This window comes from Streptomyces sp. AA1529 (assembly GCF_000280905.1).
Classification (GTDB): Bacteria; Actinomycetota; Actinomycetes; order Streptomycetales; family Streptomycetaceae; genus Streptomyces.
In genome coordinates this window covers 22,060-47,214 of the sequence record NZ_ALAP01000012.1, presented here as the reverse complement: position 1 = coordinate 47,214, position 25,155 = coordinate 22,060, and the positions used below count along the sequence as shown (strand labels likewise).

At 74.6% G+C, this 25,155-nt stretch carries 21 protein-coding genes and 2 pseudogenes; 14 read left to right on the top strand and 9 right to left on the bottom strand.

The annotated features are described in order from the left end of the window. Positions 1–199 precede the first annotated feature (199 nt). Positions 200–805, top strand: coding sequence for a suppressor of fused domain protein (locus A949_RS0102400; RefSeq protein ID WP_019354413.1), 606 nt, complete (start codon positions 200–202; stop codon positions 803–805). Positions 806–850: 45 nt separating this feature from the next. Here the strand turns inward: A949_RS0102400 and A949_RS0102395 are convergent, their stop codons facing one another. Further along, complete coding sequence (locus A949_RS0102395; protein WP_019354412.1) at positions 851–2,071, bottom strand: MFS transporter; 1,221 nt, start codon at positions 2,069–2,071, stop codon at positions 851–853. 256 nt (positions 2,072–2,327) lie between these two features. On the opposite strand from A949_RS0102395, the gene A949_RS0102390 reads away from it, so the two are divergent. The 3 genes from A949_RS0102390 (at position 2,328) to A949_RS0102380 (ending at position 4,818) form a co-directional block, all read left to right on the top strand. Continuing rightward, on the top strand, positions 2,328–2,984 hold the full coding sequence (locus A949_RS0102390) for a DUF6758 family protein (protein WP_019354411.1): 657 nt from the start codon (positions 2,328–2,330) through the stop codon (positions 2,982–2,984). Positions 2,985–3,183: 199 nt separating this feature from the next. Next, positions 3,184–4,029 carry a PHP domain-containing protein gene (locus A949_RS0102385; RefSeq protein ID WP_026004273.1) on the top strand — a complete coding sequence of 282 codons (846 nt, stop codon included), beginning with the start codon at positions 3,184–3,186 and terminating at the stop codon, positions 4,027–4,029. 180 nt (positions 4,030–4,209) lie between these two features. Next, positions 4,210–4,818, top strand: a complete 609-nt coding sequence (locus tag A949_RS0102380) for a MarC family protein (protein ID WP_019354409.1) — start codon at positions 4,210–4,212, stop codon at positions 4,816–4,818. Here A949_RS0102380 and A949_RS0102375 read toward each other — a convergent pair. Both A949_RS0102375 and A949_RS0102370 read right to left on the bottom strand, forming a co-directional pair. Beyond that, positions 4,799–5,701, bottom strand: a complete 903-nt coding sequence (locus A949_RS0102375; protein ID WP_019354408.1) for an alpha/beta fold hydrolase — start codon at positions 5,699–5,701, stop codon at positions 4,799–4,801. The two genes, A949_RS0102380 and A949_RS0102375, sit on opposite strands and share 20 nt — an antisense overlap. 122 nt (positions 5,702–5,823) lie before the next feature. After that, positions 5,824–7,413, bottom strand: a complete 1,590-nt coding sequence (locus tag A949_RS0102370; protein ID WP_019354407.1) for a DEAD/DEAH box helicase — start codon at positions 7,411–7,413, stop codon at positions 5,824–5,826. A 527-nt stretch (positions 7,414–7,940) separates the two neighbouring features. Between A949_RS0102370 and A949_RS0102365 the strand changes: the two genes are divergently transcribed. Then, positions 7,941–8,714 (top strand): ferritin-like fold-containing protein, encoded by a 774-nt coding sequence (locus tag A949_RS0102365; protein ID WP_019354406.1) that lies wholly within the window; start codon positions 7,941–7,943, stop codon positions 8,712–8,714. Here the strand turns inward: A949_RS0102365 and A949_RS32205 are convergent. From A949_RS32205 to A949_RS0102345, 4 genes are all read right to left on the bottom strand, one after another. Beyond that, positions 8,665–9,042, bottom strand: a complete 378-nt coding sequence (locus A949_RS32205) for a hypothetical protein (protein WP_019354405.1) — start codon at positions 9,040–9,042, stop codon at positions 8,665–8,667. The genes A949_RS0102365 and A949_RS32205 overlap by 50 nt on opposite strands. A gap of 189 nt (positions 9,043–9,231) precedes the next feature. Next, entirely contained in the window at positions 9,232–9,459 is a 228-nt protein-coding gene (locus A949_RS0102355; RefSeq protein WP_019354404.1) for a DUF3107 domain-containing protein, read from the bottom strand. Positions 9,460–9,616: 157 nt separating this feature from the next. Next, positions 9,617–10,240, bottom strand: a complete 624-nt coding sequence (locus tag A949_RS0102350; RefSeq protein ID WP_026004271.1) for a TetR/AcrR family transcriptional regulator — start codon at positions 10,238–10,240, stop codon at positions 9,617–9,619. A gap of 241 nt (positions 10,241–10,481) precedes the next feature. Beyond that, the gene (locus A949_RS0102345) at positions 10,482–10,724 is read right to left on the bottom strand and encodes a hypothetical protein (RefSeq protein ID WP_019354402.1); all 243 of its coding nucleotides are present in this window, start codon (positions 10,722–10,724) and stop codon (positions 10,482–10,484) included. A gap of 232 nt (positions 10,725–10,956) precedes the next feature. Here A949_RS0102345 and A949_RS0102340 point away from each other — a divergent pair, with 232 nt between their 5' ends. The 9 genes and pseudogenes from A949_RS0102340 (at position 10,957) to moeZ (ending at position 20,423) form a co-directional block, all read left to right on the top strand. Further along, positions 10,957–12,015, top strand: coding sequence for an alpha/beta fold hydrolase (locus tag A949_RS0102340; RefSeq protein ID WP_019354401.1), 1,059 nt, complete (start codon positions 10,957–10,959; stop codon positions 12,013–12,015). Next, the gene (locus A949_RS0102335) at positions 12,015–13,460 is read left to right on the top strand and encodes a DUF3152 domain-containing protein (RefSeq protein WP_026004270.1); all 1,446 of its coding nucleotides are present in this window, start codon (positions 12,015–12,017) and stop codon (positions 13,458–13,460) included. Before A949_RS0102340 ends, A949_RS0102335 begins: the two co-directional genes overlap by 1 nt. A 181-nt stretch (positions 13,461–13,641) precedes the next feature. Then, positions 13,642–14,649 (top strand): annotated as a pseudogene (locus A949_RS39700) (DUF3492 domain-containing protein); the annotation flags it as partial. A gap of 367 nt (positions 14,650–15,016) precedes the next feature. Beyond that, positions 15,017–15,373, top strand: a pseudogene (locus A949_RS39695) (glycosyltransferase); the annotation flags it as partial. A gap of 81 nt (positions 15,374–15,454) precedes the next feature. After that, a complete protein-coding gene (locus tag A949_RS39690) occupies positions 15,455–15,898 on the top strand; it encodes a hypothetical protein (protein ID WP_192817117.1) in 444 nt (147 codons plus the stop codon). After that, a complete protein-coding gene (locus tag A949_RS32190) occupies positions 15,895–17,130 on the top strand; it encodes a hypothetical protein (protein WP_019354398.1) in 1,236 nt (411 codons plus the stop codon). The genes A949_RS39690 and A949_RS32190 overlap by 4 nt, the downstream gene beginning before the upstream one ends. Before the next feature lie 181 nt (positions 17,131–17,311). Beyond that, a complete protein-coding gene (locus A949_RS0102320) occupies positions 17,312–18,334 on the top strand; it encodes an NAD-dependent epimerase/dehydratase family protein (RefSeq protein ID WP_037705801.1) in 1,023 nt (340 codons plus the stop codon). After that, positions 18,322–19,158, top strand: coding sequence for a spherulation-specific family 4 protein (locus tag A949_RS0102315; protein ID WP_019354396.1), 837 nt, complete (start codon positions 18,322–18,324; stop codon positions 19,156–19,158). Before A949_RS0102320 ends, A949_RS0102315 begins: the two co-directional genes overlap by 13 nt. Positions 19,159–19,244: 86 nt before the next feature. Next, positions 19,245–20,423, top strand: coding sequence for an adenylyltransferase/sulfurtransferase MoeZ (gene moeZ / locus A949_RS0102310; protein WP_019354395.1), 1,179 nt, complete (start codon positions 19,245–19,247; stop codon positions 20,421–20,423). 64 nt (positions 20,424–20,487) lie between these two features. On the opposite strand, the gene A949_RS0102305 is transcribed toward moeZ, so the two are convergent. Both A949_RS0102305 and A949_RS0102300 read right to left on the bottom strand, forming a co-directional pair. Further along, positions 20,488–22,155, bottom strand: a complete 1,668-nt coding sequence (locus A949_RS0102305; protein WP_019354394.1) for an alpha/beta hydrolase — start codon at positions 22,153–22,155, stop codon at positions 20,488–20,490. Between the two features lie 91 nt (positions 22,156–22,246). Then, positions 22,247–25,129, bottom strand: a complete 2,883-nt coding sequence (locus A949_RS0102300) for a flippase-like domain-containing protein (protein WP_019354393.1) — start codon at positions 25,127–25,129, stop codon at positions 22,247–22,249. Positions 25,130–25,155: the final 26 nt, after the last annotated feature.

The window sequence follows — 25,155 nt, the reverse complement described above, 5'->3', positions numbered from 1 at the left end:
CACCTTGACCGGCGGCCAACGGTAGCACTGCGCGGACCCTCCGCGTGCCCGGCGTGACCGCTCCCGGCGGCCTTTGCCCGTTCCTTACCCGCCGAGGGCCGGGCTCCGCGCCGGCCCTCGGGCTGCCCCGCCCCGCACCCGCGCGCCCACCCCCGGTGCCGCTCCGCGGGACGCTCGCCGCCCGCTCTATGCTCGCCGGATGGACGACGTGCTGACTCTGGTCGACGCCCGGCTGCGCGAGGCCTTCGGCGAGCCCGACGCCCGCGCCTCGGTCACCTTCCTGGGGGCCGAGCGCATCGAGGTGCTGCGGTTCCTGGACGCCGCGGCGGGCACCGTGCGATACGCCACCCTCGGCATGTCGGCCGGCCCCATGACCGACCCGGCGCAGGCGCTGGCCGACCCCGAAGTGGGGCCGCGCGCCGAGCTGCTGCTGACCGTGGGGCCCGGGAGCGGGGAGAAGGGCGCCGAGACCGACAAGGTCCTGCGCCCGTTGGCCGTGCTGGCGGCCTCGCCCCAGGTGGAGGGCGTCGTCGTGGCCCCCGGCGCCTCCTTGGACACCGGCGGGCCGCTGTGGCCCGGGGCGCCCTTCACCTCCGTGCTGGTGGCCGAACCCGGCGGACTGGTCGAGGACGTGGCCCTCGAACCGCCGCGCGAGCCGGTCCGGTTCCTGCCGCTGCTGCCCATGACCCCGGCGGAGGCCGCCTGGAAGCGGGTGCACGGCGCCGAGGCGCTCCAGGAGCGCTGGCTGCGGCACGGTACCGACCTGCGCGATCCGTTCCGCGCGGCCGTCCCGCTGGGGGAGTGACCGCGCGGCGGCCGGCCCGCGGCGCGCGGTCGCGCGCCGCGGATGTCAGGCGCCGGCCGGTTCGGGATCGGCGGTGGCCGGGAGCAGTTCCTCGGCCTCGGTGGTGAGGGCCTCGCGCCGGACGGCCACCACGCCGGCGCCGACGAGCGCGGCGAGTGCCGCCACCACGAACGGCAGGTGGATGTCCGCCCACTCCTCGAGCTTCGGCGCCAGGAAGGGCGCCGCGGCGGCCGCGAACCAGCGGACGAAGTTGTATCCGGCGCTGGCCACCGGCCGGGGCGCGTCCGAGACCCCGAGCGCGAGTTCGGTGTAGACGGTGTTGTTGAGGCCGATGAAGGCGCCGGAGACCACGGTGCCGGCGATGGCCGCGGTGTGGTTGCCGTAGCCCAGCACCACCAGGTCGGCGGCCATCAGCACCAGTGAGGTGCCCAGCACCCGCAGCGAGCCGAAGCGCTCCTGGAGGCGGGGTGCGACCAGCACCGAGAAGACCGCCAGCAGCACGCCCCAGGCGAAGAACACCGCGCCCGAGCGGTAGGGGGACATGTCCAGGACGAACGGGGTGAACGCCAGCACGGTGAAGAAGGCGTAGTTGTAGAAGAAGGCCGAGGCGGCCGCGGAGGCGAGTCCGCCGTGGCCGAGTGCCTTGACCGGGTCGAGCAGGGACGTCTTGCGCGCGGGCCTGGGCTGCTCCTTGAGGAACGCGGTGATGGCGAGGAAGCCGATCGCCATCAGCACGGCCGTGCCGAAGAACGGGAAGCGCCAGCTCGCGTCGCCCAGCACGGCACCCAGCAGCGGGCCGCAGGCCATGCCCAGGCCCAGGGCCGACTCGTACAGCAGGATGGCCGCGGCGCTGCCGCCCGCCGCGGCGCCGACGATCACCGCGAGTGCCGTCGAGACGAAGAGGGCGTTGCCCAGGCCCCAGCCGGCGCGGAAGCCGACGAGCTCACCGACGGAGTGCGAGGTGCCGGAGAGGCCCGCGAAGACCACCACCAGTGCCAGTCCCAGCAGCAGGGTCCGGCGGCCGCCGATCCGGCTGGAGACGAAGCCGGTGACCAGCATCGCCACGGCGGTGATCAGGAAGTAGGAGGTGAACAGCAGGGAGACCTGGCTCGGGGTGGCCTCCAGCCCCTTCGCGATCGAGGGCAGGATCGGGTCGACCAGTCCGATGCCCATGAAGGCCACGACGGACGCGCCCGCCGTGGCCCATACGGCCTTCGGCTGGCGGAGGAGGTTCCCTCCGCCCTTGTCGAACGGATCACCACTCATGCTTGCCGCTCCTCCTCGGGTTCCGCCGCCGCGGGTGCTCCCGCGGGCCGGTGGTCGCGGATCTCCCGCGCGCCGATGTGCTTGGTGTGTACACACATTAAATTAGCAAGCCTAATTAATGCAAATGACACCTATATGAACAGCAGGTCATCGGCTGTCTCGGCAGAGGTGATTACACGCCGTGCTGTTCAGGGGAGAAGTCCGGGTGGGTGATCGTCCTTGACGGGACGGCGGCCCGGTAGGAGCGTAAGGGCCCATGAGGGGCGAACCCAGTTGCCCGAAGTGCGGTGGCCGCATCAGGGCGCCCGGACTCTTCGCCGACACCTGGCAGTGCGGCGTGCACGGTGCCGTGCATCCGCTCCAGCCGGTCCTTCCGCCCAGCGTCGACGCGCTCGCCGTCGTGGTGGGCCGCACCCGGGTGCCCGTCTGGATGCCCTGGCCGCTCCCCGTGGGCTGGCTGTTCACCGGCGTCGCCTGCGCGGGCGACGACCGGAGCGGGGGCCGGGCCACCGCCGTCGCCTGCTCGGGGCCCGCGCCGCTCGGCGGCCCCGGCGAACTGCTGCTGATCGCCGAGGAACTCGGCGTCGGCCTCGGCGCCCGCTACGCCGGGATCGACGGGCCCGACCCCGGCCCGGCCATCTGCGCGGGCAAGCCGCCCCAGGCCAAGGTGCACGCCGCGGGACACCCCGCCCCGCTGTGGCAGGTCGGCGGAGCGCCGGCGGACCGCGCCGTCTTCGCCGGAGAAGCGTGCGGGCTCTGGCTGTGGGCCATCGTCTGGCCGCAGGAGTCCGGACTGCTGCTCTACGACGAACTGGTGCTGACCGACCTGCGGGACGCGGGCGCCGAGGTGGAACTGGTGCCCTGCGGAGCGCTCTCCCCCCGGCTGATCTCCCGCCCCGCCGCGCAGCGCTGACGGCCCCGGTCCGGCGTGCCTCCGCGGCCGCCGGGGACGGCCCGCGGACCACGGCGCCGCCGGGTCCCGGTGGTCCCGCGGACCCGCCCGGGCGGCCCCGCACAGGAGCCGGCAGCGGAGCCGGCCGGTACGGCTATCCTGGGTGCTGCTCGCCATGAGCCCGTCACACCCCACCGTCCAGCCATCGGAGCCCGTCGAAGTGCGCATCGACCTGCACGCCCACTCCACCGCTTCGGACGGCACCGACACCCCCGCCGAGCTGGTGCGCAACGCCGCGGCCGCCGGGCTGGACGTGGTGGCGCTCACCGACCACGACACGGTCGCCGGGCACGACGCGGCCGCCGCCGCGCTGCCCCCCGGCCTCACCCTCGTGACCGGCGCCGAATTCTCCTGCCGGCTCGACGGCGTCGGCATCCACATGCTCGGTTACCTCTTCGATCCGGCCGAGCCCGCACTCGCCCGCGAGCGCGAACTCGTCCGCGACGACCGGGTGCCGCGGGCCCGGGCCATGGTCGCCAAGCTGCGCGAGCTGGGCGTGCCCGTCACCTGGGAGCAGGTGAGCCGGATCGCGGGGGACGGCTCGGTCGGCCGCCCGCACATCGCCGCCGCCATGGTGGAGCAGGGCGTCGTCGAGACCGTCTCCGACGCCTTCACCGCGGACTGGCTCGCCGACGACGGGCGGGCCTACGCGAGCAAGCACGAGCTGGACCCGTTCGACGCGCTGCGGCTGATCAAGGGCGCCGGAGGGGTCGCCGTGCTCGCCCACCCGCTGGCCGGGAAGCGGGGCCACTGCGTCCCGGAGAGCGCGCTCGCCGACCTGGCGGAGGCCGGGCTCGACGGGATCGAGGCCGACCACGCGGACCACGACCCCGACACCCGCAAGCGGGTGCACGCCCTCGCCGCCGAGCTCGGGCTGCTGGCCACCGGCTCCAGCGACTACCACGGCACCCGCAAGCCCCTCCGGCTCGGAGAGTTCACCACCGAGCCCGACGTCTACGCCGAGATCGCCGCCCGCGGCTCAGGCGCGACGCCCGTCACGGGCTGAGGAGCACCGGAACGCCCTGCCGGCCCGCCCTCGTGAGAGGGCTCCGGGCCGCTGCGCGCGCCCACCGCGCCCAGCGCGGCTCCTCCGGAGTGCGCCGCACCGCCGCGCGCCCCCTCCTCCGCCCTGCACTCGCCTTCTTCCCTCCTCACCCGCTCTCCTCAGCAAGGCACAGGCACCACCGTGTTCGACTTCGCTCTCTTCGGCTCCGTCTTCCTCACCCTCTTCGTCATCATGGACCCGCCCGGCATCACCCCCATCTTCCTCGGGCTGACCTCCGGCCGGCCCGCGAAGGTCCAGCGCCGGATGGCGTGGCAGGCGGCCTCCGTCGCCTTCGGAGTGATCACCCTGTTCGGGATCTGCGGCAAGCAGATCCTCGACTACGTGCACGTCTCCATCCCGGCGCTGATGGTCGCGGGCGGGCTGTTGCTGCTGCTCGTCGCCCTCGACCTGCTGACCGGCAAGTCCGACGAGCCCACCCAGACCAAGGACGTCAACGTGGCGCTCGTCCCGCTCGGCATGCCGCTGCTGGCGGGGCCGGGCGCGATCGTCTCCGTCATCCTGGCGGTGCAGCACGCGGACGGCTGGGGCGGACAGCTCTCCGTCTGGGCGGCGATCGTGGCCATGCACCTGGTGCTGGGACTCGCGATGCGCTACTCGCTGCTGATCATCCGGGTCATCAAGGACGGCGGAGTCGTCCTCGTCACCCGGCTGTCCGGCATGCTGCTCTCGGCCATCGCCGTCCAGCAGATCGCCGGCGGCATCACCCAGTTCATCGAGGGGAAGGGCTGAGCCAGAAGTCGGCGAGAGCCCGCGCGGTCTCCGCCGGCCGCTCCGCGTTGGGGGAGTGGCCGGTACCCGCGATCACCGAGCGGCGGGCACCCAGCCGCTCGGCCATCCCGTCCAGCAGCGGCACCGGCCAGGCGTCGTCCGCCGCGCCGGAGACGACATGGAACGGCAGCCCCAGCGCCGCCAGTTCGCCCACCCGGTCCGGTTCGGTGAGCAACTGCTCCCCGGTGGCGGCGAGCTGCGCGGGCACCTGGGCCAGCCAGCGGCGCCGCAGGAACTCCTCCAGCGCCACCGAGGTCTCGACCGCCTCCCGCTGCGAGTACGGCGCCTCACCGGCGGAGCCGACCGACTGGTCGAGCTCTCGCATGACCTCCCAGATCGCCGCCATGCTCATCGTCCCCAGCGCGCCCAGCAGCATCCGCACCCGCTCCTGCTGCGCGGCCGCGACGGCGGCCGGACCGCTGCTCAGCAGCGTCAGCGAGGCGAAGGGAGCCGCATCCCGCAGCACCGCGGCGCGCGCGATCAGACCGCCCAGGGAGTGCCCGAGCAGATGCACGGCCCCGGGCTCTCCGCGGCCGAGCACCGCCGCGACCGCGTGCACGTCCCGGGCCAGCTCGGGCTGCGCGTAGGCGGCCGCCTCCCGGGGACCGTCCGTCTCGTACTGCCCCCGGCCGTCCACCGCGACGGCCCGGAACCCCGCCCGGGCCAGCGGCTCCAGCAGCCCGATGAAGTCCTCCTTGCTGCCCGTGAACCCCGGCAGCAGCAGCACGGCGGGCCCCGGACGGCTCGCATCCGCGGTGTCGTGCACCGCGAACTCCCCGCGTGCGGTGGCCATCCGGTACGCCCGCACACCGGACGGGAGCGCGAGGAAGGGGGGCTTGCTCATGCCAGGACGCTACCCGCAGAAGTGCCCGGGACAGCAAGCGGCCCGGTGCCCCGCAGCGGGACACCGGGCCGTGCACGCGTCGCCCGTGAGGGCGTCAGCCCTCCGTGGACCGGACCGGGGCGTCAGCCCTCCGCGGACTGCTGCGCCGCGGAGCCGGTGCGGTTCGCGCCGCCGGAGCGGGTCCGGCGACGGCGCGGCTTGCGGGGCGCCTCCTCCGTGCCGACCGCGGCCCCGGCCGCCTCGCCGCCCTCCTTGGCGGCGGGAGCCTGCGCCCCCGCCTCCCCGGCGGCCGGGCGGGTACGCCGACGGCGGCGCGGCTTACGCGCCGCCCCGCCCTCGGCGGAGGCCGCGGCGCCGTCCGCCGCGGGCTCCGACCCGGCGGGAGCGGCGTCCTGGCCGGAACCGGGCTCACCGGTACGCAGCGCGCCGCGGGTGCGCCTGCGCTGGCGCGGCTTGCGCTCCGGACGCGTGCGCTCGGTGCCGCCGCCGGACCGGCCGGAGCGGCCCGGTGCGCGCCCGCCGGGCTCGCCCAGGTCCTCGATCTCCTCGGCGGCGAGCCCGGCCCGGGTGCGCTCGGTACGGGGCAGGATGCCCTTGGCCCCGGCGGGGATCTTCAGCGCCTCGTACAGGTGCGGCGAGGTGGAGTAGGTCTCCTCCGGGTCGTTGAAGTCCAGGTCCAGCGCCTTGTTGATCAGCTGCCAGCGCGGGATGTCGTCCCAGTCGCACAGCGTGACCGCGGTGCCGTACGCGCCCGCGCGGCCGGTGCGGCCGATGCGGTGCAGATAGGTCTTCTCGTCCTCGGGCGTCTGGTAGTTGATCACGTGGGTGACGTTGTCGACGTCGATACCGCGGGCGGCGACGTCCGTGCACACCAGTACATCGACCTTGCCGTTGCGGAACGCGCGCAGCGCCTGTTCGCGGGCGCCCTGCCCCAGGTCGCCGTGGACCGCGCCGGCCGCGAAGCCGCGCCGCGAGAGCTGCTCGGCGACATCGGCCGCCGTGCGCTTCGTGCGGCAGAAGACCATCGCCAGCTCGCGGCCCTCGGCCTGCAGGATCCGGGCGACCATCTCCTGCTTGTCCATGGAGTGGGCGCGGAAGACGTGCTGTGTGGTGTTCGCCACCGTCTGGCCCTCGTCGTCCGGCGCGGTGGCGCGGATGTGCGTGGGCTGGCTCATGTAGCGCCGGGCGAGCGAGATGACCTGGCCGGGCATGGTCGCCGAGAAGAGCATCGTCTGGCGCCGGGTCGGCAGCATCTCGATGATCTTCTCGACGTCGGGGAGGAAGCCCAGGTCGAGCATCTCGTCGGCCTCGTCCAGGACGAGGGCCCGGATCTCCGAGAGCCGGAGCTTCTTCTGGCCGGCCAGGTCCAGCAGCCGCCCGGGGGTGCCCACGACCACGTCGACACCCTTCTTCAGGGCCTCGACCTGGGGCTCGTAGGCGCGCCCGCCGTAGATCGACAGGACCCGGACGTTGCGCACCTTGCCGGCGGTGAGCAGGTCGTTGGTCACCTGCTGGCACAGTTCGCGGGTGGGCACGACGACGAGTGCCTGCGGGGCCTCGGAGAGTTCCTCGGGCCGGGCGCGGCCCAGCTCGACGTCGGCGGGAACGGTGACCGACTCCAGCAGCGGCAGCCCGAAACCGAGCGTCTTGCCGGTACCGGTCTTGGCCTGGCCGATGACGTCGGCGCCGGCGAGGGCCACCGGGAGCGTCATCTCCTGGATCGGGAAGGGGGATGTGATGCCGACGGCTTCGAGGGCCTCGGCGGTCTCGGGGAGGATCCCGAGATCTCTGAACGTCGTGGACAGGATGCTTGCCTCTTCTGTGTGACGCGCGAGTACGGCTGCGGCGTCCGGCCGACCCAGTCCTCTGGGTGTGCCGACGGAGCGAGGAGAGGATCTACCGCGACCCAGCGGCCGTCGTGCGGCCCGCTGAGCGGTGCGGGACCACTGTCTCCCGCTCAAGCGCCTCACTCGCGCGAGCGGTCCCTCTCAGTGCGGCCCACCGGAGCGGACCGACGGAAGGCTGTCGGATCGGAGCCGATCGGGCCACCGACCGGGCATCCGCATTTCATGCATGCAGCGAGTCCACGCCATCCGGTGGACTCAATATCACTGTACCCCGGATCCGCGCATCTGTACCGGGGCAATCGTTGTGTACGAGTTCACCTGGGCTCTCGTGGGGCCGATGGGGGGCCGGACGGGTCCTTCCCGGCCTGCCGTCGCGGGCTATCGTGCGAGGTATGGAGACGCCTGACAAGACCGCCGCCGAAGCCGGGGCCGCCGAGCCCGAAGCCGCCGGAACCGAGCCCGCCCCCGCCACCACCATCGCCACCCAGAGCTGGGAGCAGGCGTCGGCGGACCCGACCTACCGCGCCGCGGTCGTCGATCTGCTGGGAGCGCTGGCCTACGGGGAGCTGGCGGCCTTCGAGCGGCTCGCCGAGGACGCCAAGCTGGCGCCGTCGCTCGCGGACAAGGCCGAGCTGGCCTCCATGGCGTCGGCCGAGTTCCACCACTTCGGGAAACTGCGCGAGCGGCTGGCCCGCATCGACGAGGACCCCACCGCCGCCATGGAGCCGTTCGCCGCCGCGCTGGACGAGTTCCACCGGCTCACCGCGCCCTCCGACTGGCTGGAGGGGCTGATCAAGGCGTACGTCGGCGACTCCATCGCCTCCGACTTCTACCGCGAGGTCGCCACCCGGCTCGACGCCGACACCCGCGCCCTGGTGCTCAGCGTCCTGGACGACACGGGGCACTCCAGCTTCGCCGTGGAGAAGGTCCGCGCCGCCATCGAGGCCGACCCCCGGGTGGGCGGCCGGCTCGCGCTGTGGGCGCGGCGGCTGATGGGGGAGGCGCTCTCCCAGGCGCAGCGGGTGGTCGCCGACCGGGACGCGCTCTCCACCATGCTGGTCGGCGGCCTCGCCGACGGCTTCGACCTCGCCGAGGTCGGCAAGATGTTCTCCCGGATCACCGAGGCCCATACGAAGCGGATGGCAGCGCTGGGGCTTGCTGCCTGAAGTCGGCCGGCTGCCCGAACCCGGCGCTCGCACCCGCGGGTGCCGGGGCGGTGCGCAGCGCGTCCTGGCGCCACTGCCGGCGCCCGGGCGACTCGTCCCGCAGCAGCAGGGACAGCAGGGCCGCGCTGAAGGCCAGTGCGAGGCACCACACCACCACCAGATGGCCGGAGCCGAGCACGGTGCGGCTGATGAGGCCGCCGGCCAGCGCGGCGACGGGGCCCGTCGCGAGCACCAGCCGCCGGTCGGGAAGCCGCTGGGGAAACCGCCTGCTCGCGGCGAGCGCGAGGGCGCCTCCCAGGGCTGCGGAGCCGAGAGCCTCCCAGATCATGAGGACCTCCTCGGGTGGGGCCGGTCAGGGGACCGCGCCGTGGCCGGCCGCGGTCGCTCCGGTCCTCCCCCCGGGCACGGACGCTGAAACGGCGGTCGCGGGAGGAATCCCGCGACCGCCGTCGGCTGTGTGCATCCGGGCGTCTCTGCCGCGTGCGCGTCCTGCCGTGCGCCCGGGGGCGCCGCCCGGTCAGATCGCGCCGAAGCCCACCTTGCGGCCCGACGCCTCACCGATCTCGACGTAGGCGATGCGCTCCGCCGGGACGAGGATCTTCCGGCCGTGCTCGTCCTCCAGGCCGAGCAGCCCGGAGCCCTTCTCCAGTGCCGCCGCCACCGCGCTCTCGACCTCGTCAGGAGTCTGCTTGCTCTCCATGACGATCTCGCGAGGCGCGTACTGCACGCCGATCTTGACCTCCACGGCTATGTCCCTCCGACGGTCCTGGTATCCCGTGGCCTCGCCCGGGATGCGATGCGCGGCGAACCGCGCCGTACGGAGCAACCCTAGCTCTCAGCAGGGAAGCGGAGGGCGCGCGGTCGCACGCCCGCAGCGAACAACCGCCCTCCGCCGCGCCCCCTCACTGCATCGGGAAGCCCGCGATGCCCCGCCAGGAGAGCGAGGAGATCAGCTTCGCCGCGGCGTCGCGCGGGATCTGCTGCCCCGCGCCCAGCCAGTAGCGCGCGGTGATCTGGGCCATTCCGCACAGTCCCACGGCCAGCAGCATCGCCTCCTCCGAGGGCAGCTTGGTGTCCTCGGAGATGACCTCGCTGACCGCCTCGGCGCAGTCCAGGCTCACCTTGTCCACGCGCTCGCGCACCGCGGGCTCGTTGGTCAGGTCGGACTCGAAGACCAGCCGGAAGGCACCGCCCTCGTTCTCCACGAAGGCGAAGTAGGCGTCCATCGTCGCCGCGACCCGCTGCTTGTTGTCCGTGGTGGACTCCAGTGCTGCGCGCACCGCCTGGAGCAGCGCCTCGCAGTGCTGGTCCAGGAGCGCGAGGTACAGGTCGAGCTTCCCCGGGAAATGCTGGTAGAGCACCGGTTTGCTGACCCCGGCACGGTCGGCGATGTCATCCATCGCTGCCGCGTGGTAGCCCTGCGCGACGAAGACCTCCTGAGCTGCGCCCAGTAGCTGGTTACGTCGCGCCCGGCGCGGCAGACGCGTACCGCGCGGGCGCGCCTCGGTCTGCTCGATGGCTGTCACGCCGCCTCCCTGAAGTTCCTGAGCGCGAGCTGCGCTGCGCCGCCATCGTACTTTTCGGTAACGGGGGTGAAAGGTTCCCGGCCCACGAATTTTCGCTCCGGTGCCGCGGGTCTTCCCTCCGGCGCCACCCGCCGACGGCGTCTTCGGCGGCTCTCGTCGGCTCTCGTCGGTGTTCGTCTGCTTGTCAGTCTGCGCCTCCGGCGGCCGGGACCGGTACTCGTGCGTCGCAACCGGTGCTCCGCTATCGGTACTCGTCCTCGTTCAGCTCCACCACGCGGGCCTGTTCCGCCGCGTCCGCCGCGTTCACCTCGTCCGAGCCGCGGCCGGTCAGCGGGTCGTCGCGGTCCGTCACCAGGTCGGTGCGCTGCTCCGCGGTGTCCGCCTCGGGGGCCTCCGGGCTTCCCGCCTCCTCCGGCTCCTCCTCGTAGTCGTCGCGGTCCTCGTACGCGCCGAAGGTCTCCGGGTCGGTCGGATCGACTGCCATGCGGGCCTTCCTTTCCAGACGGGGCCCGACGGGGCGGGCCCTTCTCACGAGACTAGGACCGGGTCACCGGGGGCGCACGATGCATGCCTCCCGCACTCCCGCGAGTGCTCCCGGATCCGTTCCGGACGCTGCGCGGTCGGCGGAAGCCCGTGCTCCCCCGTACAACCAGTGTGCTTCTTCTTGTGACGGTGAACACGTGAGGGGGAGTGTGATCGTCTCGTAACATTGCTCCATGTCCTCCACCGAGCAGCCGGGAGCCCCCGCCTCCACGGCCCGCAGTGCTGCCCCGAACCCCTCGCGGTCCCGCGTCGGGGAGCGGGAGACGCTGCGGACCCTCTCCCTGCCCGGGCTGACGCTGGCCGTACGGGGACGGCACGAGACCGCGGCGGACGCTGCGGACGCGGCCGAGGACACCCGGCCGACCGCGCTGTACGTGCACGGACTGGGCGGCTCCTCGCTCAACTGGTCCGCGCTGATGGCCGAACTCGCGTCCGACGTGCGCGGCGAGGCCCTCGACCTGCCCGGCTTCGGCGACTCCCCGCCGCCGGACAGCGGCGACTACTCGGTCTCCGGGCACGCGCGTGCCGTCATCCGGTACCTGGACGCCGGCGGGCGCGCACCCGTGCACCTGCTAGGCAACTCGCTCGGCGGCGCGGTGGCCACCCGGGTGGCCGCCGTCCGCCCCGACCTGGTGCGGACGCTGACGCTCGTCTCGCCCGCGCTGCCGGAGATCCCTCCGCAGCGCACCGCCTGGCCGACGGCGCTGCTGGCCGTGCCCGGGATCGCCGCCCTGTTCGACCGGCTGACCAGGGACTGGTCTCCCGAGCGGCGCACCGGCGGTGTGCTCGGGCTCTGCTACGGCGATCCGGCACGGGTCTCGGCCGAGGACTTCGCCGCGGCCTCCCAGGAGTACGCGCGCAGAGTGCAACTGCCCTACTTCTGGGACGCCATGGTCCGCTCGACCAGGGGCATCGTCGACGCGTACACGCTGGGCGGGCAGCATGCCCTGTGGCGGCAGGCCGAGCGGGTGCTGGCACCCACGCTTCTGGTCTACGGTGGGCGCGACCAACTGGTCGCCTTCCGGGTGGCGCGGCGTGCCTCGGCCGCTTTCCGCGATTCCCGGCTGCTCGCCCTGCCGGAAGCGGGCCACGTCGCCATGATGGAGTACCCCGAGATCGTCGCGGGCGCGGTCCGCGACCTGCTCCAGGAGGCGGGCGGGGCGACACAGAGGCTGAACAACTCCTCCGCCGGTGCCCTCACCCAGGACCCGGCAACCCCGGAAGGTGACTAGTGGGACGCCATAGCCGCAAGGGCAAGGCCGGTTTCGGGCGCAGAGAGGAGCGCGCCCGGATATCCGAGCACCCCGGCCCGGGCCCCGACGCCGCAGCCCGGCCCCGCCCCGGTGACGCTCCGGGCGGGACCGGCGGCTCCGGCGTGCCCGAACCCGGCGTCCCCGCCCCCGGCGCACCTGGCAGGCCGTCACCTTCCGTACCGCCGGGGGCCGGTGGCCGCCCGACGGGCCCCGGCCCGCAGGGCACCCCCGCGCACGGCGTGCCCGCTCACGCGGTGGGGCAGGCCGCCCGCGGTGGCCATCCCCAGCACCCGGAGGGCGCACCGGCGCCGCCCCGCAGCCGCGGCCGGGGCACCGACCCCGGCGGGAGCGCGGGCCGTGCGGCGGCCGGCGGCCGGCGTTCCGGCGGGCCGCGGCAGGAGTATCTGGACGCTTTCGACAAGGGCGCCTTCGCCGCGGACGCGCCCGGCGCGGCCCGGCCCGGCGGATCCCGGCCGGACGCCACCGCCGCGCCCGGCGGGGCGCAGTCGCCCGACGCCGCGGCCGGTGGTGCCGGGAGCGGTGCGCGGCAGGCGCCTCCGGAGCCGGAGCCGGAGTCGGAGCCCACGCCGCTGACCAGGAAGCCGGCCAGCCGCGCCCGTACGGCCACCGGGATCGTCGCCGCGGCCGTCACGACGGTGCTGGCCTTCATCGTGGCCGCGCAGGTGGCCGGTGGGGAGCACAGCAGCGGGGACTCCGGGCGGGGGCTGAAGACGGGGGAGCGGGCGCCCGACGATCCGGACGGCGCTTCCGGTACCGAGCGTGCCGACCGCGGCGCGCGTCCCGCCCCCGGCAGCTCACCCGCCTCCTACGGCGAGAAGATGGCCCGGCAGTACCCGCTGGCCGACGACCTGGAGGGCTCGGGCAGGTTCAGCGCCGTGCCCGGTCACCAGAAGGGCCCGGGCAAGGGCGAGGTGGTGCGCTACCGCGTCGAGGTGGAGGGCGGGGTGCCGCTGGACGGCGAGCTGTTCGCGCGGGCGGTGCACAAGACGCTCAACGACGAGCGGAGCTGGGCGCACGACGGCAAGCGCAGCTTCGAGCGGGTCTCCTCCGGCAAGGCGCGGTTCGTGATCACGCTGGCCAGTCCGCGCACCACCGATGTGTGGTGCGCCAAGTCCGGGCTGGACACCAGTCAGGAGAAGGTCTCCTGCGACTCGGCAGCCACCGACCGCGTCATGATCAACGCGTGGCGGTGGGCGCGCGGCGCCGAGACGTTCGGTCCCGACCACATGCGCGCCTACCGGGAGATGCTCATCAACCACGAGGTGGGCCACCGGCTGGGCCACGGCCATGTGGGCTGTCCCGGCGACGGCAAGCCGGCGCCGGTGATGATGCAGCAGACCAAGTACCTCACCACGCAGGGCAAGACCTGCCGCATCAACGCCTGGCCGCACCCGCGCGGTTGAGCGGGGTGCGGTGACCCGCCCCGGCCGCCGGTCGGCTGCCGCTGAGCGCTGGTTAACGCACGAGTCTCCCGAAAGTCACGGGTCTTCACCCCTTCTGGTGGCGTCGCGGACAACCGTCCGCCGCGTGCCGGGGACGCCCGCATAGCGTCTGCTGCGTCTTCGACATTCCGCCGCCGCGCCCGTGCCGAGCCGCCCGGGCGCGCGGCACGCCACGAGAGGGATCGGGGGTGCGCACGTGCGCATCGCGCTGCTTACGGAGGGTGGTTACCCCTATGTGCGGGGTGAGTCCGCGCTGTGGTGCGACCGCCTGGTGCGCGGCTTGGACGGCCACGAGTTCGCGGTGTACGCCCTCAGCCGCAGCGCCCGGCAGGAGTGGACCGGCTGCCGCGAGGTGCCGCCCAACGTCGCGCGGGTGCGCACCGCACCGCTGTGGGGCCCCGAGCCCGCCGCGGCGTACGCGGGCGTGCGCCGGCTGACGTGGGGTTCCTACGGACGGCGTGAGAAGCAGCGCTTCCGCGAGTGCTTCGAGGTGCTCGCCGAGGCCGTCTGCGGCGCGGATCCCGACCGGCCCGGCTCCGACGGACCCGGCCGCGGCAGGCCCGGCGCCGACCGGTCCGCTGCCGAACGGTCCGCTGCCGACCGGCCCGCGGCGGCCGGTGCCCCCGAGGGCGGGATCAGCTCCGCACGGCCCCCGGCCCCCGCTCAGGCGGACCGTTTCGCCGCCGGTCTCTACGGGCTCGCCGAACTGGCGGCCGAGCGTGGCGGGCTGGCCGCCGCGCTGCGCTCCGAGAGCGCCGTGCGCATTCTGGAATCCGCCTGCCGCGCGCCCGGCGCGATGCCCGCCGCGCATGCCGCCCAGGTCTGTGACCTGCTTGCCGTCACCGACAAGCTGGAGCGCGCGCTGCGTCCGCTCTCCCTGGACTGGTACGGGCAGCGGGGCGGGGAGGCGGGGCTGTCGGAGGCCGACCTGTGCCACGCGGTCGGCGCCGGGCCCGCGGCCCTCCCCGGCCTGTGGGCCAAGCGGACGTTCGGGGTGCCGCTGCTGATCACCGAGTACGGCGTGCGGCTGCGTGAGCACTACCTGGCGAGCGCCGCCGGTGCCGTCGCCCGCGGAGTCGTGGGCGCCCCCGTACGGGCCCTGCTCGCCTCCTTCCAGCGGCGCCTGGCGCGCGAGGCGTACGCGCAGGCCCATCTGATCACCCCCGGGAACACGCACGCACGCCGCTGGCAGGAGCGCTGCGGCGCCGACGGCGCGCGGCTGCGCACCGTCTACCCCGGCATGGACCCGACACCTTTCGACGCCGTCGGGGAACAGGCCGCGCATCTGCCGCCGCCCGGCGGCCCCCGCACCACCGGCGCACCCACGCTGGTGTGGGTGGGCACCCCCGGCCCGGCCAAGGACCTGGACACCCTGCTGTACGCCTTCGCCCGGGTGCGCGAGACGGTGCCGACCGCCCGGTTGCGCATCGTCGAGCGGGCCGATCCACGCGGTACCCGGCCGGCGGACCGCACCCCCGGCGCTTCGGCGGACGCCGACAGCGTCCCGGCGGCGGGCGGTGCGGACCGGCCCGGCGGGCCCCGGGAGGGCGCCGGGGAGTTGGGCGCCGGGGGGATACCGGGCGCACTGCCGGGCGCTCGCAGCGCGGCTCTTCCCCGTGGCACCCCCGGGCGTCGAGAGCGCGGTCGCCTTCGAGGAGCTGGGCGGTGCCGCCGCACCCACCCTGGCGGACGCCTACGCGCTGGGCGGCGTCGCCGTGCTCTCCAGCGCCGTCGAGGGTTTCCCGGTTCCGCTGGTGGAGGCGATGTTCTGCGGCCGGGCCGCCGTCTCCACCGACGTGGGGGCCGCCCCGGAGGTGATCGGCGGCACCGGCTGCCTCGTCCCCGCGCGCGACCCGCGGGCGCTGGCGGACGCCTGCGTCGCGCTGCTGCGCGACCCGGCGCGCGCGGCACGGCTGGGCGCCGCCGCGCGGGCGCGGGCGCTGGAACTGTTCACGGTGCGGCAGAACGTCGAGGCGTTCCGGGGTATCTACCGTGAACTCGCGCAGCGGCCCGCGGAGGCCCTCCGGCAGCCCGCGGCCGGGGACGCCGGGGACGCCGGGAACGCCGGAGACGCCGAGGACGCCGAGGACGCGGTCCCGCTCGCCCGCGCTCCCGAGAGCCACCTGATGAGGGGCCGCGCGGCGACCGGTGCCCGGCTGCCCGGCGACCCGGCCGCCGACACCGCGGCCGGCGGCCCGGCAGTCCCCGGTGCCGACGGGCGCCGTCCGGCCGGCCGCTCCGGCCGGCGGGCGGCCGGGGCGCGGCCCGCCGCCGGCAACTCCCCGCACGTGCCCAGCTGGGCCCGGCCGGACCGCGGCCCGCGGGAGAGCGCGGGCGGGCCGCACCCCGTCGAGCGGGCCGCGGTCGGTGCCGAGCCGGGGGAGGGGAGGACCCCGTGACGACCCGTTCCGCACCCGGCGACCCGGTGCGCGTCCTGCTGTACCAGCACCGCACCCTGTGCGAGCGCGCCGTCGACCCGCTGGAGATCGCCGCCGGGCTGGAAGCCGACGGGATCACCGACCGGACCGTCGCCCGATGCCGCCACCGCGACATCTTCTCGCTGGCCGAGGAGCTGTACGCGCGCACTCCGTACCCCGGCACGCGCTCCCCGCACACGGGGGAGGCCGCCCGCGGAGCGCGCACGCGCCGTGCGCCCTCGGCCGGCACCCGGCCCCCGCGTCCGCCGGGCGCCGCGCGCCGGCGGCTGCTCGGACGGTGCGCGCTGCTGGCGCTGCCGCTGCTCCCCGGCCTGCTGTGTGCGGGCACCCTCGCCTGGTGGGTGCTGCTGCGCGACGGGCCCGCCGCGCCACGGGCCGCCCTGTGCGTCCTGGGCGCCCTCGCCGTGCCGGGCAGCGCGGTCGCGGCGCTGCGGACCGTCCCCCGCGTCCCGCGTGCGGCGGGCGCCGCCGGGTTCCCGGCGTCTTCGGCGTTCGCCGCGCTGTGCATCTGCTGGCTGGTGGGCTACGCGCTGTACGGCGACTGGCTGCTGGCCCAACTGCTGGGCGGCGGTCCCGACGCCTCCGGCGGCGCACCCCGGATGCCGTCGCCCGCTCTCCCGCCGGCCCTCGCGCTGGCTGTCGCGCCCGCCGTGTGGGGCGTGCGCGGATTCGCCTCGGCCGCCCGGCGCAGGCTGGCGGGCAGCCGCAGGCTGGAGGACTTCACCACCGCGGTGCGCCCGCTGCTGATGGCGGCCGTCTGCGCCGTCGCGGTGGGACTGCCGCTGCTCCACCTCGCGGCCCGCGCGCTCACCGACGGCCCCCTGGCCGCCGTGGCACCCGGCCCCGCTCCCGGCCCTCGGGCCTCCTGGCCGGCCACCGCCGCGGCCACCGGAGCCCTCGGACTGCTGTTCTTCGCCGCGCTGCTGCTGGCCGCGCACGGCTTCCGGCGGGCGGCCTCGGCCGGACTCGCCGCCGCCTGCGCCGTGGAGGCCGCGGTGCTGCTCGCCGTCCCCGTGGCCCGGCTGCCCGGTCTCGGGGCACTGAGCCGTCCTCCGGAGGCGCTGGTCGCGCACCTGGGGACGGCGGCCGTGCCGGTCGCCGCCTGCGGCTGCGCGGCACTCGTCCTGCTGGCGTACGCGGCGGGGGCGCTGGCCAACGCCTCGGCGCACCACCGGGGGGCGGCGCCCGTATGACCGCCGGGCCGCCCCCGATCCCTCCCTCCGGCACGGGCTTACGGACCCGCCCGTGCGACACCGACAAGGAGCAAGACCCGATGATCCACGCGCAGTTGGCACACCCCGGCACCCCTGGGAGGCGACCGCACCCGGGCGTGCGGCCGTGCCGGGCCCCGCACTCGTGCGAGGGGGCCGCACAATGAGGGTGCTGCTGCTGGGCGCCAGCGGATACCTGGGCCGCTTCGTCGCCGACCGCCTGCTGGCCGACCCCGCGGTGCAACTGACCGCGCTCGGCAGGAGCGACGAGGCCGACGTCCGCTTCGACCTGTCCACCGGAAGCCCCGGTGCCCTCACCCGCTTCCTGGACGCCGTCCACCCCGGTGTCGTCGTCAACTGCGCGGGCACCACCCGGGGCAGCGGGCGCGAACTGATCCGGCACAACGTGGTCGCCACGGCCGCCGTCTGCGAGTCGCTGCGCCGCAGCGGCTGCGGCGCCCGGCTGGTGCACGTGGGGTGCGCCGCCGAGTACGGGTCGGCGCAGGCCGGGTCCTCCACCGGTGAGGACGCCGTACCGCGTCCCGGGGGGCCGTACGGGGTGAGCAAGCTGGCGGGCACCGAACTGGTGCTGGCCTCCGGGCTGGACGCCGTCGTGCTCCGGGTCTTCTCACCCATCGGCCCCGGCACCCCGGCCGGTTCGCCGCTCGGGCGGATCGCGGAGGCGATGCGGCGCGCGATGCAGCAGGGCGACAGCGAACTGAAGCTGGGCGGGCTGAGCGTGCAGCGCGACTTCGTGGACGTCCGCGACATCGCGCGGGCCGTGCACGCCGCGTCCCTGTCCGCGGCGCAGGGCATCGTCAACATCGGGACCGGCAGGGCGGTGCGGCTGCGGGACGCCACCTCGCTGCTGGCCCGCGTCGCCGGGTACGCCGGGTCGGTGCACGACCAGGGCGGCGGCCCGGCCGGGCAGGGGCCGGCCGAGGGGCAGCCGGCCGGGGCCGGGCCCGGAGCGCCGGGCGGGCAGGTGGTCGGCGGCGCCCCCGCCATTCCCGCGCAGCAGCACGGTGCGCAGCCGGCGCCCGCCTCCTACCCGTACCCGGACGGCTGCGGCGGCTGGCAGCAGGCCGACGTCCGCACGGCCCGCGACCGGCTCGGCTGGCGGCCCCGGATCGGGCTGGAGGAGTCGCTGGCCGACATCTGGATGGAGGCGGCGTGCCGTATCTGACGACACCCCCGGGCCGGCTCCGGGCGACCGGCGGCGGCAGCGGCTCGGCCAGCAGGCGGCCGGGGCTCGGTGTACCGGGGTGCGCGCACCCGATGCTGGCGCCCATGGAGTGGGCGGAGCTCGCCCGGCCCGGGCTCGGCGCCTGCCCGGGCCCGGACCGGGCCGCGGGTCCGCTGCACTGGGCGGTGCTGGACGTCGCCGACGGCCCGGGCGCGCGGCCCGACCCGTTCTGCGCTCCCGCGGCGGCCGCGCTGGGCTCGGCGGGCGTCGCCGTGCTCGGCCGTCTCGACATGCGGGAGGGTACGCGGACATTCGGCGAACTGGTCTCCGAAGCCCACCGGTTCCTGGACTGGTACCGGGTCGACGGCTTCTATCTCGCGCACTGTCCGGACGCTCCGGCCCTGCTGGGGCACGTCCAGCGGCTCAGCGCCACGCTGCGCGCCCTGTGCGGCGCAGCCGGCGCGTGCGCCGGGGAAGCCACCGGGCCCGGCGGCTTCCTGGTGCTGGAGACGGGCGGCCACCCGCACCCCGACCACCTGGGATGCGCCGACCAGCTGGTCACCTATGCCGGAAGCTGGGGAGACTACCGCTGGTCGCAGGCGGCGGAGTGGACGGCGACCTATCCGGCCGAACGGTTCTGCCACCTGGTGCACGCGCTGCCGCGCACGCACCTGGAGGAGGCGCTGCGGATCGCCCGCTGGCAGGGCGCGGGCACCGTCTGCTTCACGGACCGCACTCGCGACCGGGGGCAGGACCCGTGGGCGGGGCTGCCCGGCTACTGGGACGAGATCGTCTCGTGTCTTGGACCAGGTGTCTCGGAATGAGATAGGGCGTGGCAGTGTTACGGAAGGAAAAGCTCGCCCCTCGGGCGGGTGTCTTCCCGCACGTTCCACCGACCATCGGAGTCTCCGTGTCACTGCCACCCCTGGTCGAGCCAGCCGACGAGCTCACCGTCGACGAGGTCCGCAGGTACTCACGTCACCTGATCATCCCGGATGTCGGGATGGAAGGTCAGAAGCGGCTCAAGAACGCGAAGGTCCTCTGTGTGGGCGCGGGCGGCCTCGGTTCGCCGGCCCTGATGTATCTCGCCGCCGCCGGTGTCGGCACCCTCGGCATCGTCGAGTTCGACGAGGTCGACGAGTCCAACCTGCAGCGGCAGATCATCCACAGCCAGGCGGACATCGGCCGGCCGAAGGCGGAGTCGGCCAAGGACACGGTGCTCGGGATCAACCCGCACGCGCAGGTCAACCTGCACGTGGAGCGGCTCGACTCGTCGAACGTGATGGAGCTGTTCGCGCAGTACGACCTGATCGTGGACGGCACGGACAACTTCGCCACCCGCTACCTGGTCAACGACGCCTGCGTGCTGCTGAACAAGCCGTACGTGTGGGGCTCGATCTACCGCTTCGACGGCCAGGCCAGCGTGTTCTGGAGCGAGCACGGGCCCTGCTACCGCTGCCTGTACCCGGAGCCCCCGCCGCCCGGCATGGTGCCGAGCTGCGCCGAGGGCGGCGTGCTGGGCGTGCTGTGCGCCTCCGTCGGGTCGATCCAGGTGACCGAGGCCATCAAGGTGCTGGCGGGCATCGGCGACCCGCTGGTCGGCCGCCTGATGATCTACGACGCACTGGAGATGAGCTACCGGCAGGTCAAGGTCCGCAAGGACCCCGACTGCGCGGTCTGCGGACCGAACGCCACGGTCACCGAGCTGATCGACTACGAGGCGTTCTGCGGTGTCGTCTCCGACGAGGCGCAGGAGGCCGCCGCGGGCTCCACCATCACCCCCAAGCAGCTCAAGGAATGGCTGGACGAGGGCGAGAGCGTCGACGTCATCGACGTGCGGGAGCCGAACGAGTACGAGATCGTCTCGATCCCCGGTGCCCGGCTGATCCCCAAGAACGAGTTCCTGATGGGCACCGCACTGCAGGACCTGCCGCAGGACAAGAAGATCGTCCTGCATTGCAAGACAGGTGTCCGCTCCGCGGAAGTCCTGGCGGTGCTCAAGAACGCGGGATTCTCCGATGCGGTGCACGTCGGCGGCGGCGTCATCGGCTGGGTCAACCAGATCGAACCGGACAAGCCCGTCTACTAGAACCCTCGGACACCTCAGGGGCGCACGGCCGGACATCCGCCGTGCGCCCCTGGCCGAGCCCGCGTCAGGTGCAGTCGGTGCCGTTCCGCGGCACCCGGCCGCGCAGCAGATAGCCGTCGACCGCCTTGCGCACGCAGGAGTTCCGGCTGTCGTACGCGCCGTGCCCCTCACCGCGGTAGGTGACCTCGACCCCGACGCCGTCGCCCAGCTCCCGCTGCATCGCCCGCGTCCCCCCGTACGGGGTGGCGGGGTCCCCGGTCGTGCCGACCAGCAGGATCGGGTCCGACCCGGCAGCGCTCACCGGAGGCGTCCGCCACCTGCCGTGCACCGGCCAGTCGTGACAGGAGGCCAGCCCCCAGGCGGACATCGGCCCGAAGACCGGGGACGCCTCGGCGAAGTCCGGCAGCCTGTTCCTGATCGCCCCCGTCCCGTACCGCTGCTCGTTGTCCGCGCAGCTGATCGCCGTCAGCGACGACTGCAGCGTGCTGTAGGTGCCGTCCTGGTTGCGTCCGTTGAGCGCGTCCGCCAGCAGCAGCAGCGTGGAGCCGTTGCTGTCCACCACCGCCTCCTCCAGCCCCTGGGTGAGCAGATCCCAGGTCTCCTCGGAGTACAGCGCCTGCGCGATCCCGCCCTCGGCCAGCGACTCGGTCAGCTTGCGGCCGCTGTCGGTGGGCATCGGCTCGGCGTCCAGGTCGGCCAGCAGCTCGGTGATCCGCTCCTTCCCCTCCGCGGGGTCGTCGCCGACCGGGCACTTCTCCTCGCCCGAGGTGCAGCGGTCCAGATAGTTGCCGAGCGCCTTCTGGAATCCTCCCGCCTGGCTCAGCGAACCCTGCGCCGGGTTCGATGCGGGATCGACCACCGCGTCGAAGACGGCGCGGCCCACCCGCTCCGGATACAGGTGCGCGTAGACCCCGCCCAGTTCGGTGCCGTAGGAGATGCCGAAGTAGTGCAGCTTCCGGTCGCCGAGTACCTGCCGCAGCAGATCCATGTCGCGGGCCGTGTTCTCGGTCGTCAGATGCGGCAGCAGGTCCCCGGCCCGCTTCTCGCAGCCGTCGGCGAAGGACTTCTGGCGGGCGAAGAGGCTGCGCTCCTCGGCGTCGGTGTCGGGCGTCCAGTCGGCGGCGAAGTAGGCGTCCAGCCGCTCGTCGCTCAGACAGCGCACCCCCTCGCTGCGGCCCACCCCGCGCGGGTCGAAGCTGACCAGGTCGTAGCGGCCGCGCAGGGTCTCGTACTCGTCCGCGAAGGCGGGCAGCGCGGCGACCCCGGAGCCGCCCGGTCCGCCGAAGTTGAACACCAGCGAGCCGATCCGCTTGCCGCCGCCCGGGCGCTCCGCGGCGCGGATCATCTCGATGCCCAGCGTCCGGCCCGCGGGCTCGCTGTAGTCCAGGGGCACCTTCAGCTTCGCGCACTCCCACCGGTCGCCTCCCGGCAGCGGCGCCGGCGAGCCGGTGTCGGTGCCCTGCGCGGCGTCCGGTGCCGGACACGGCGACCAGCGCGGCTGCTGGCGGGTGAGCGAGTCCGGGAGCGGCTGCCCCGCCGAGGTGCTCCCGGAGGGCGCGGGGGAGCGGGAGGCCGCGTCGGCGGCGGCCGGACTCCGGCCGCTCGGCCTGGCCTCGGTCCGCCGGCTGCGGTCCGGTTCCTCGCTGCCGCAGCCGCTGGTCACGGCCGCGGTCACCATCAGCGCTGCCGCGAGCGCGGCGACAGGCCGCCGCGGGGAGCGGGAATGGCGCATGGGGACGTCCTCCCGACAGGGGGTGGGACGTTCATCGTGCGGACGGAGCGGGTGCGACGGCGCGCTGTGTGAGGCGGACGGGTGGTCTTCCTCAGAGTGCGCCCCTGCGGGTCAGATGGGTGAAGGACAGCCAGCCGGGCAGCACCGGCATCCACAGGGTCAGCAGCCGGAACAGCAGCACCGCCGGGGTCGCCACCTCCTTCGGCACCCCGAAGGCGATGAGCGCGGCGATCAGGGCCGCCTCGACGGCACCCAGCCCGCCCGGGGTGGGCGCGGCCGAACCGAGCGCGTTCGCGGTCAGGAAGACGACGGCGAGGTTCGCGTAGCTCGTCTCGTGTCCGAACGCGCGCACGCACGCGTCCAGGCACATCACGAACGCCAGCGTCAGCAGCAGCATCCCCAGCACACCGGTGAGCAGCTTCTGCGGCCGCTGCACCACGTCCAGCATCCGCGGCACCACGCCCGCGAACAGCGAGCGCACCCGGTTCGAGACGAACCGGCGCAGCGCGGGCACCGCCGTGACGATCAGCACCAGCACGGCCGCCGTCAGCAGCCCGGCGATGACCGCGCGGGACGGCGAGAGGGTGGGCGTGTGCTCGGTCCCGGTGATGTAGCCGAACAGCATCAGCAGCGTGATGTGGCTGCCGAGCCCGAAGAGCTGGGAGGCGCCCACGCTGGCCACCGCGTGCCCCGGGCGCACCCCGGAGCGCTGGAGGAACCGCGCGTTCAGCGCCACCCCGCCGACCGCCGCGGGGGCCACCAGCTTCACGAAGGAGCCGGCCACCTGCGCCTGCACCGTCCGCCACCAGGAGACCTTCTCCGGGACGAAGCCCAGCAGCGACATGGCGGCGAACAGATAGGTCACCGCGGAGAAGAGCACCGCGCCGCCGACCCACGCCCAGTTCGCGCTGAGCACCTTGTCCAGCGGGACCTGGGAGAGCTGGGTCAGCAGGAAGTAGGCGGCCAGGGTGCCCGCGATGAAGCTGAGCAGGGTGCGCGGCCGGATCCGCTCCAGCCGCGCGGGCTCTATGGGCGCCTGCGGCCTGATGCGCAGCACCTGCTGCCGGATCTGCGCCAGCAGGTCCTCCTCCCGGGCCTCCTCCAGCGCCTCGTCTATGGCCTTCTTCTCGGCGTTCTTCTCCGCGCGCAGCGACTTGCGGTGCGCGCGGCTCCCCGCCGCCTGCGGTTCGGCCCCGTCCCGGGCCCTGGCCGCCCTGCCGCTGCGGGACGCCTCGATGACGGCCTCGCGCTCGCGCTCGGCGCGCTCCTTGGCCAGCCGCCGCAGCGTCGTGCGGGTGCTGCGGCTGAGCGCGATGGGCTGCAGCAGCGGCAGACTGTCCGCGACGGCGTCCGGCCCCAGCACGTCCACCGCGGTCGAGGCGGCGCGCTCGGCGCCCACCCGCAGCCCCAGCGTGGTCAGCAGCTGGGCGACGTCCATCCGCAGGATCAGGTCCCCGGCCGCGATCTCCCCGCCGCGCAGGTCCGTCAGGTAGACGGCACCGGAGCGGTCCACCAGCAGCGCGTCGCCCACCAGCCTGCGGTGGGCGATCCGCCGCGACTGCAGCGCCTCGACCTGGCGCCAGGTCGTGCGCATCAGCTCGTCGGTGATCTCCTCGTCCGGCAGCGCGTCCAGGCTGCGGCCCCCGATGTGCTCGTAGACCAGCATCACCGCGTCCGGGCCGAGTTCCGAGGTGGCGATCAGCCGGGGCGCGTTGGCGCCCGCCGAGATGGCCGCGTAGGCGAGCAGCGCCTCCTGCTCCAGGGCCTGCCGCAGCGACTGGAGACTGCGGCGCTGGGTGATGCCGCGCAGTGCCAGCCGCCGCCAGACGCGGTAGAAGAAGCCCTGGGCCTGCTGCTCGCGGTCGACGACGGTGACGTCGAGCGGCGGCCCGTCCTCCAGCGTCACCCGGTAGCGGCGCCCCCGGTCGTTGTGGTCGCGCCGGTCGGCCTCCCCGGCGTCCTCCACCCGCACCGCGCTGACCGGGGTGAAGCCCACCCGGCGCAGTCCCGCCAGCAGGGTCTGGCCGGTGGGCCGGACGTTCGGGGTGCCGACGGCGTACAGCGTGCCGTAGGCGGTGGTCCAGCCGATCAGCACCGTCACCACGATGGAGAAGGCTGTCGTGTACCCGGGCACCAGCACCGCGGTCGCGTTCAGCAGCAGTACGCCCCACAGCACCACGCGCCAGCGCGGCCGGCGCGCCATCCCGACCGCGGTCATGTACGCGATGACCGGCGCGAGGTAGCTGTGCACCGGGGTGGTGGCGTCCTGCGGGGTGATCGCCTTGGTCAGCGCGTCCCGGATCGAGTCGGGCGCCGCCTGGGCGACCCACAGGTCCACGGCGAGCGAGGCGCCGTGCGCCAGGACGGCGGCCAGCACGCCGTCCGCGATCCGCAGCCCGTCCCGCTTGATCAGCCGTTCGATCGCGAACGCGACGGGCACCAGCAGCACGGCGATGCTGGAGGCCAGCCCGGTCAGGCTGATGAGCAGGTCGGGAGCTTCCGCGGTGCCCTTGTCGATGTCCTGTTCGAGCCCCGCCGTGGTGCCGTGCGCGAAGTTCGCGATCACCAGCACCAGCGCGATGCCCAGCAGCCCGAGCACCATCCGCAGCAGATCGGAGGGGCGGTGCACCCGAGCCGAGAGCAGCGGCTCGTCGCTCTCGATCGCCACCCGCTCCCCCTCGGCGACGGCCTCCGGCTTCTCCGGCGATTCCGCCGCGGCCGGCGAGCCGTCCGCCCCCGACTCCGGCTCCGGCTCGGGCCGGGGCTGCGGCTCGGTCCCGGGCTCCGACTCGGGTTCGGGCTCGGTCCCGGGCCCGGGATCGGTTCCGGGATCGGGGGGACCCCGCCGGGCGGACTCCCGACCGCTGCCCGCGGCGGGCCGGGCAGCACTTCCGGCGGCGGGTGCGCCCTCCTCGGAGGGTCCGTCACCGTGCCGCTGTCCTGCCGCTGCCGTCTCGTCGTGGTCCCGTATCACTCGTCACCGCCCGGAAGATGGTGGCA

What these genes read in the sequence shown, in the direction of transcription:
- A949_RS0102400 (WP_019354413.1), top strand. Translation starts at nt 200, where the DNA reads ATGGACGACGTGCTGACTCTGGTCGACGCCCGGCTGCGCGAGGCCTTC.
- A949_RS0102395 (WP_019354412.1), bottom strand. Translation starts at nt 2,071, where the DNA reads ATGAGTGGTGATCCGTTCGACAAGGGCGGAGGGAACCTCCTCCGCCAG.
- A949_RS0102390 (WP_019354411.1), top strand. Translation starts at nt 2,328, where the DNA reads ATGAGGGGCGAACCCAGTTGCCCGAAGTGCGGTGGCCGCATCAGGGCG.
- A949_RS0102375 (WP_019354408.1), bottom strand. Translation starts at nt 5,701, where the DNA reads ATGAGCAAGCCCCCCTTCCTCGCGCTCCCGTCCGGTGTGCGGGCGTAC.
- A949_RS0102370 (WP_019354407.1), bottom strand. Translation starts at nt 7,413, where the DNA reads ATGACGCTCCCGGTGGCCCTCGCCGGCGCCGACGTCATCGGCCAGGCC.
- A949_RS0102365 (WP_019354406.1), top strand. Translation starts at nt 7,941, where the DNA reads ATGGAGACGCCTGACAAGACCGCCGCCGAAGCCGGGGCCGCCGAGCCC.
- A949_RS32205 (WP_019354405.1), bottom strand. Translation starts at nt 9,042, where the DNA reads ATGATCTGGGAGGCTCTCGGCTCCGCAGCCCTGGGAGGCGCCCTCGCG.
- A949_RS0102345 (WP_019354402.1), bottom strand. Translation starts at nt 10,724, where the DNA reads ATGGCAGTCGATCCGACCGACCCGGAGACCTTCGGCGCGTACGAGGAC.
- A949_RS0102340 (WP_019354401.1), top strand. Translation starts at nt 10,957, where the DNA reads ATGTCCTCCACCGAGCAGCCGGGAGCCCCCGCCTCCACGGCCCGCAGT.
- A949_RS0102320 (WP_037705801.1), top strand. Translation starts at nt 17,312, where the DNA reads ATGAGGGTGCTGCTGCTGGGCGCCAGCGGATACCTGGGCCGCTTCGTC.
- A949_RS0102305 (WP_019354394.1), bottom strand. Translation starts at nt 22,155, where the DNA reads ATGCGCCATTCCCGCTCCCCGCGGCGGCCTGTCGCCGCGCTCGCGGCA.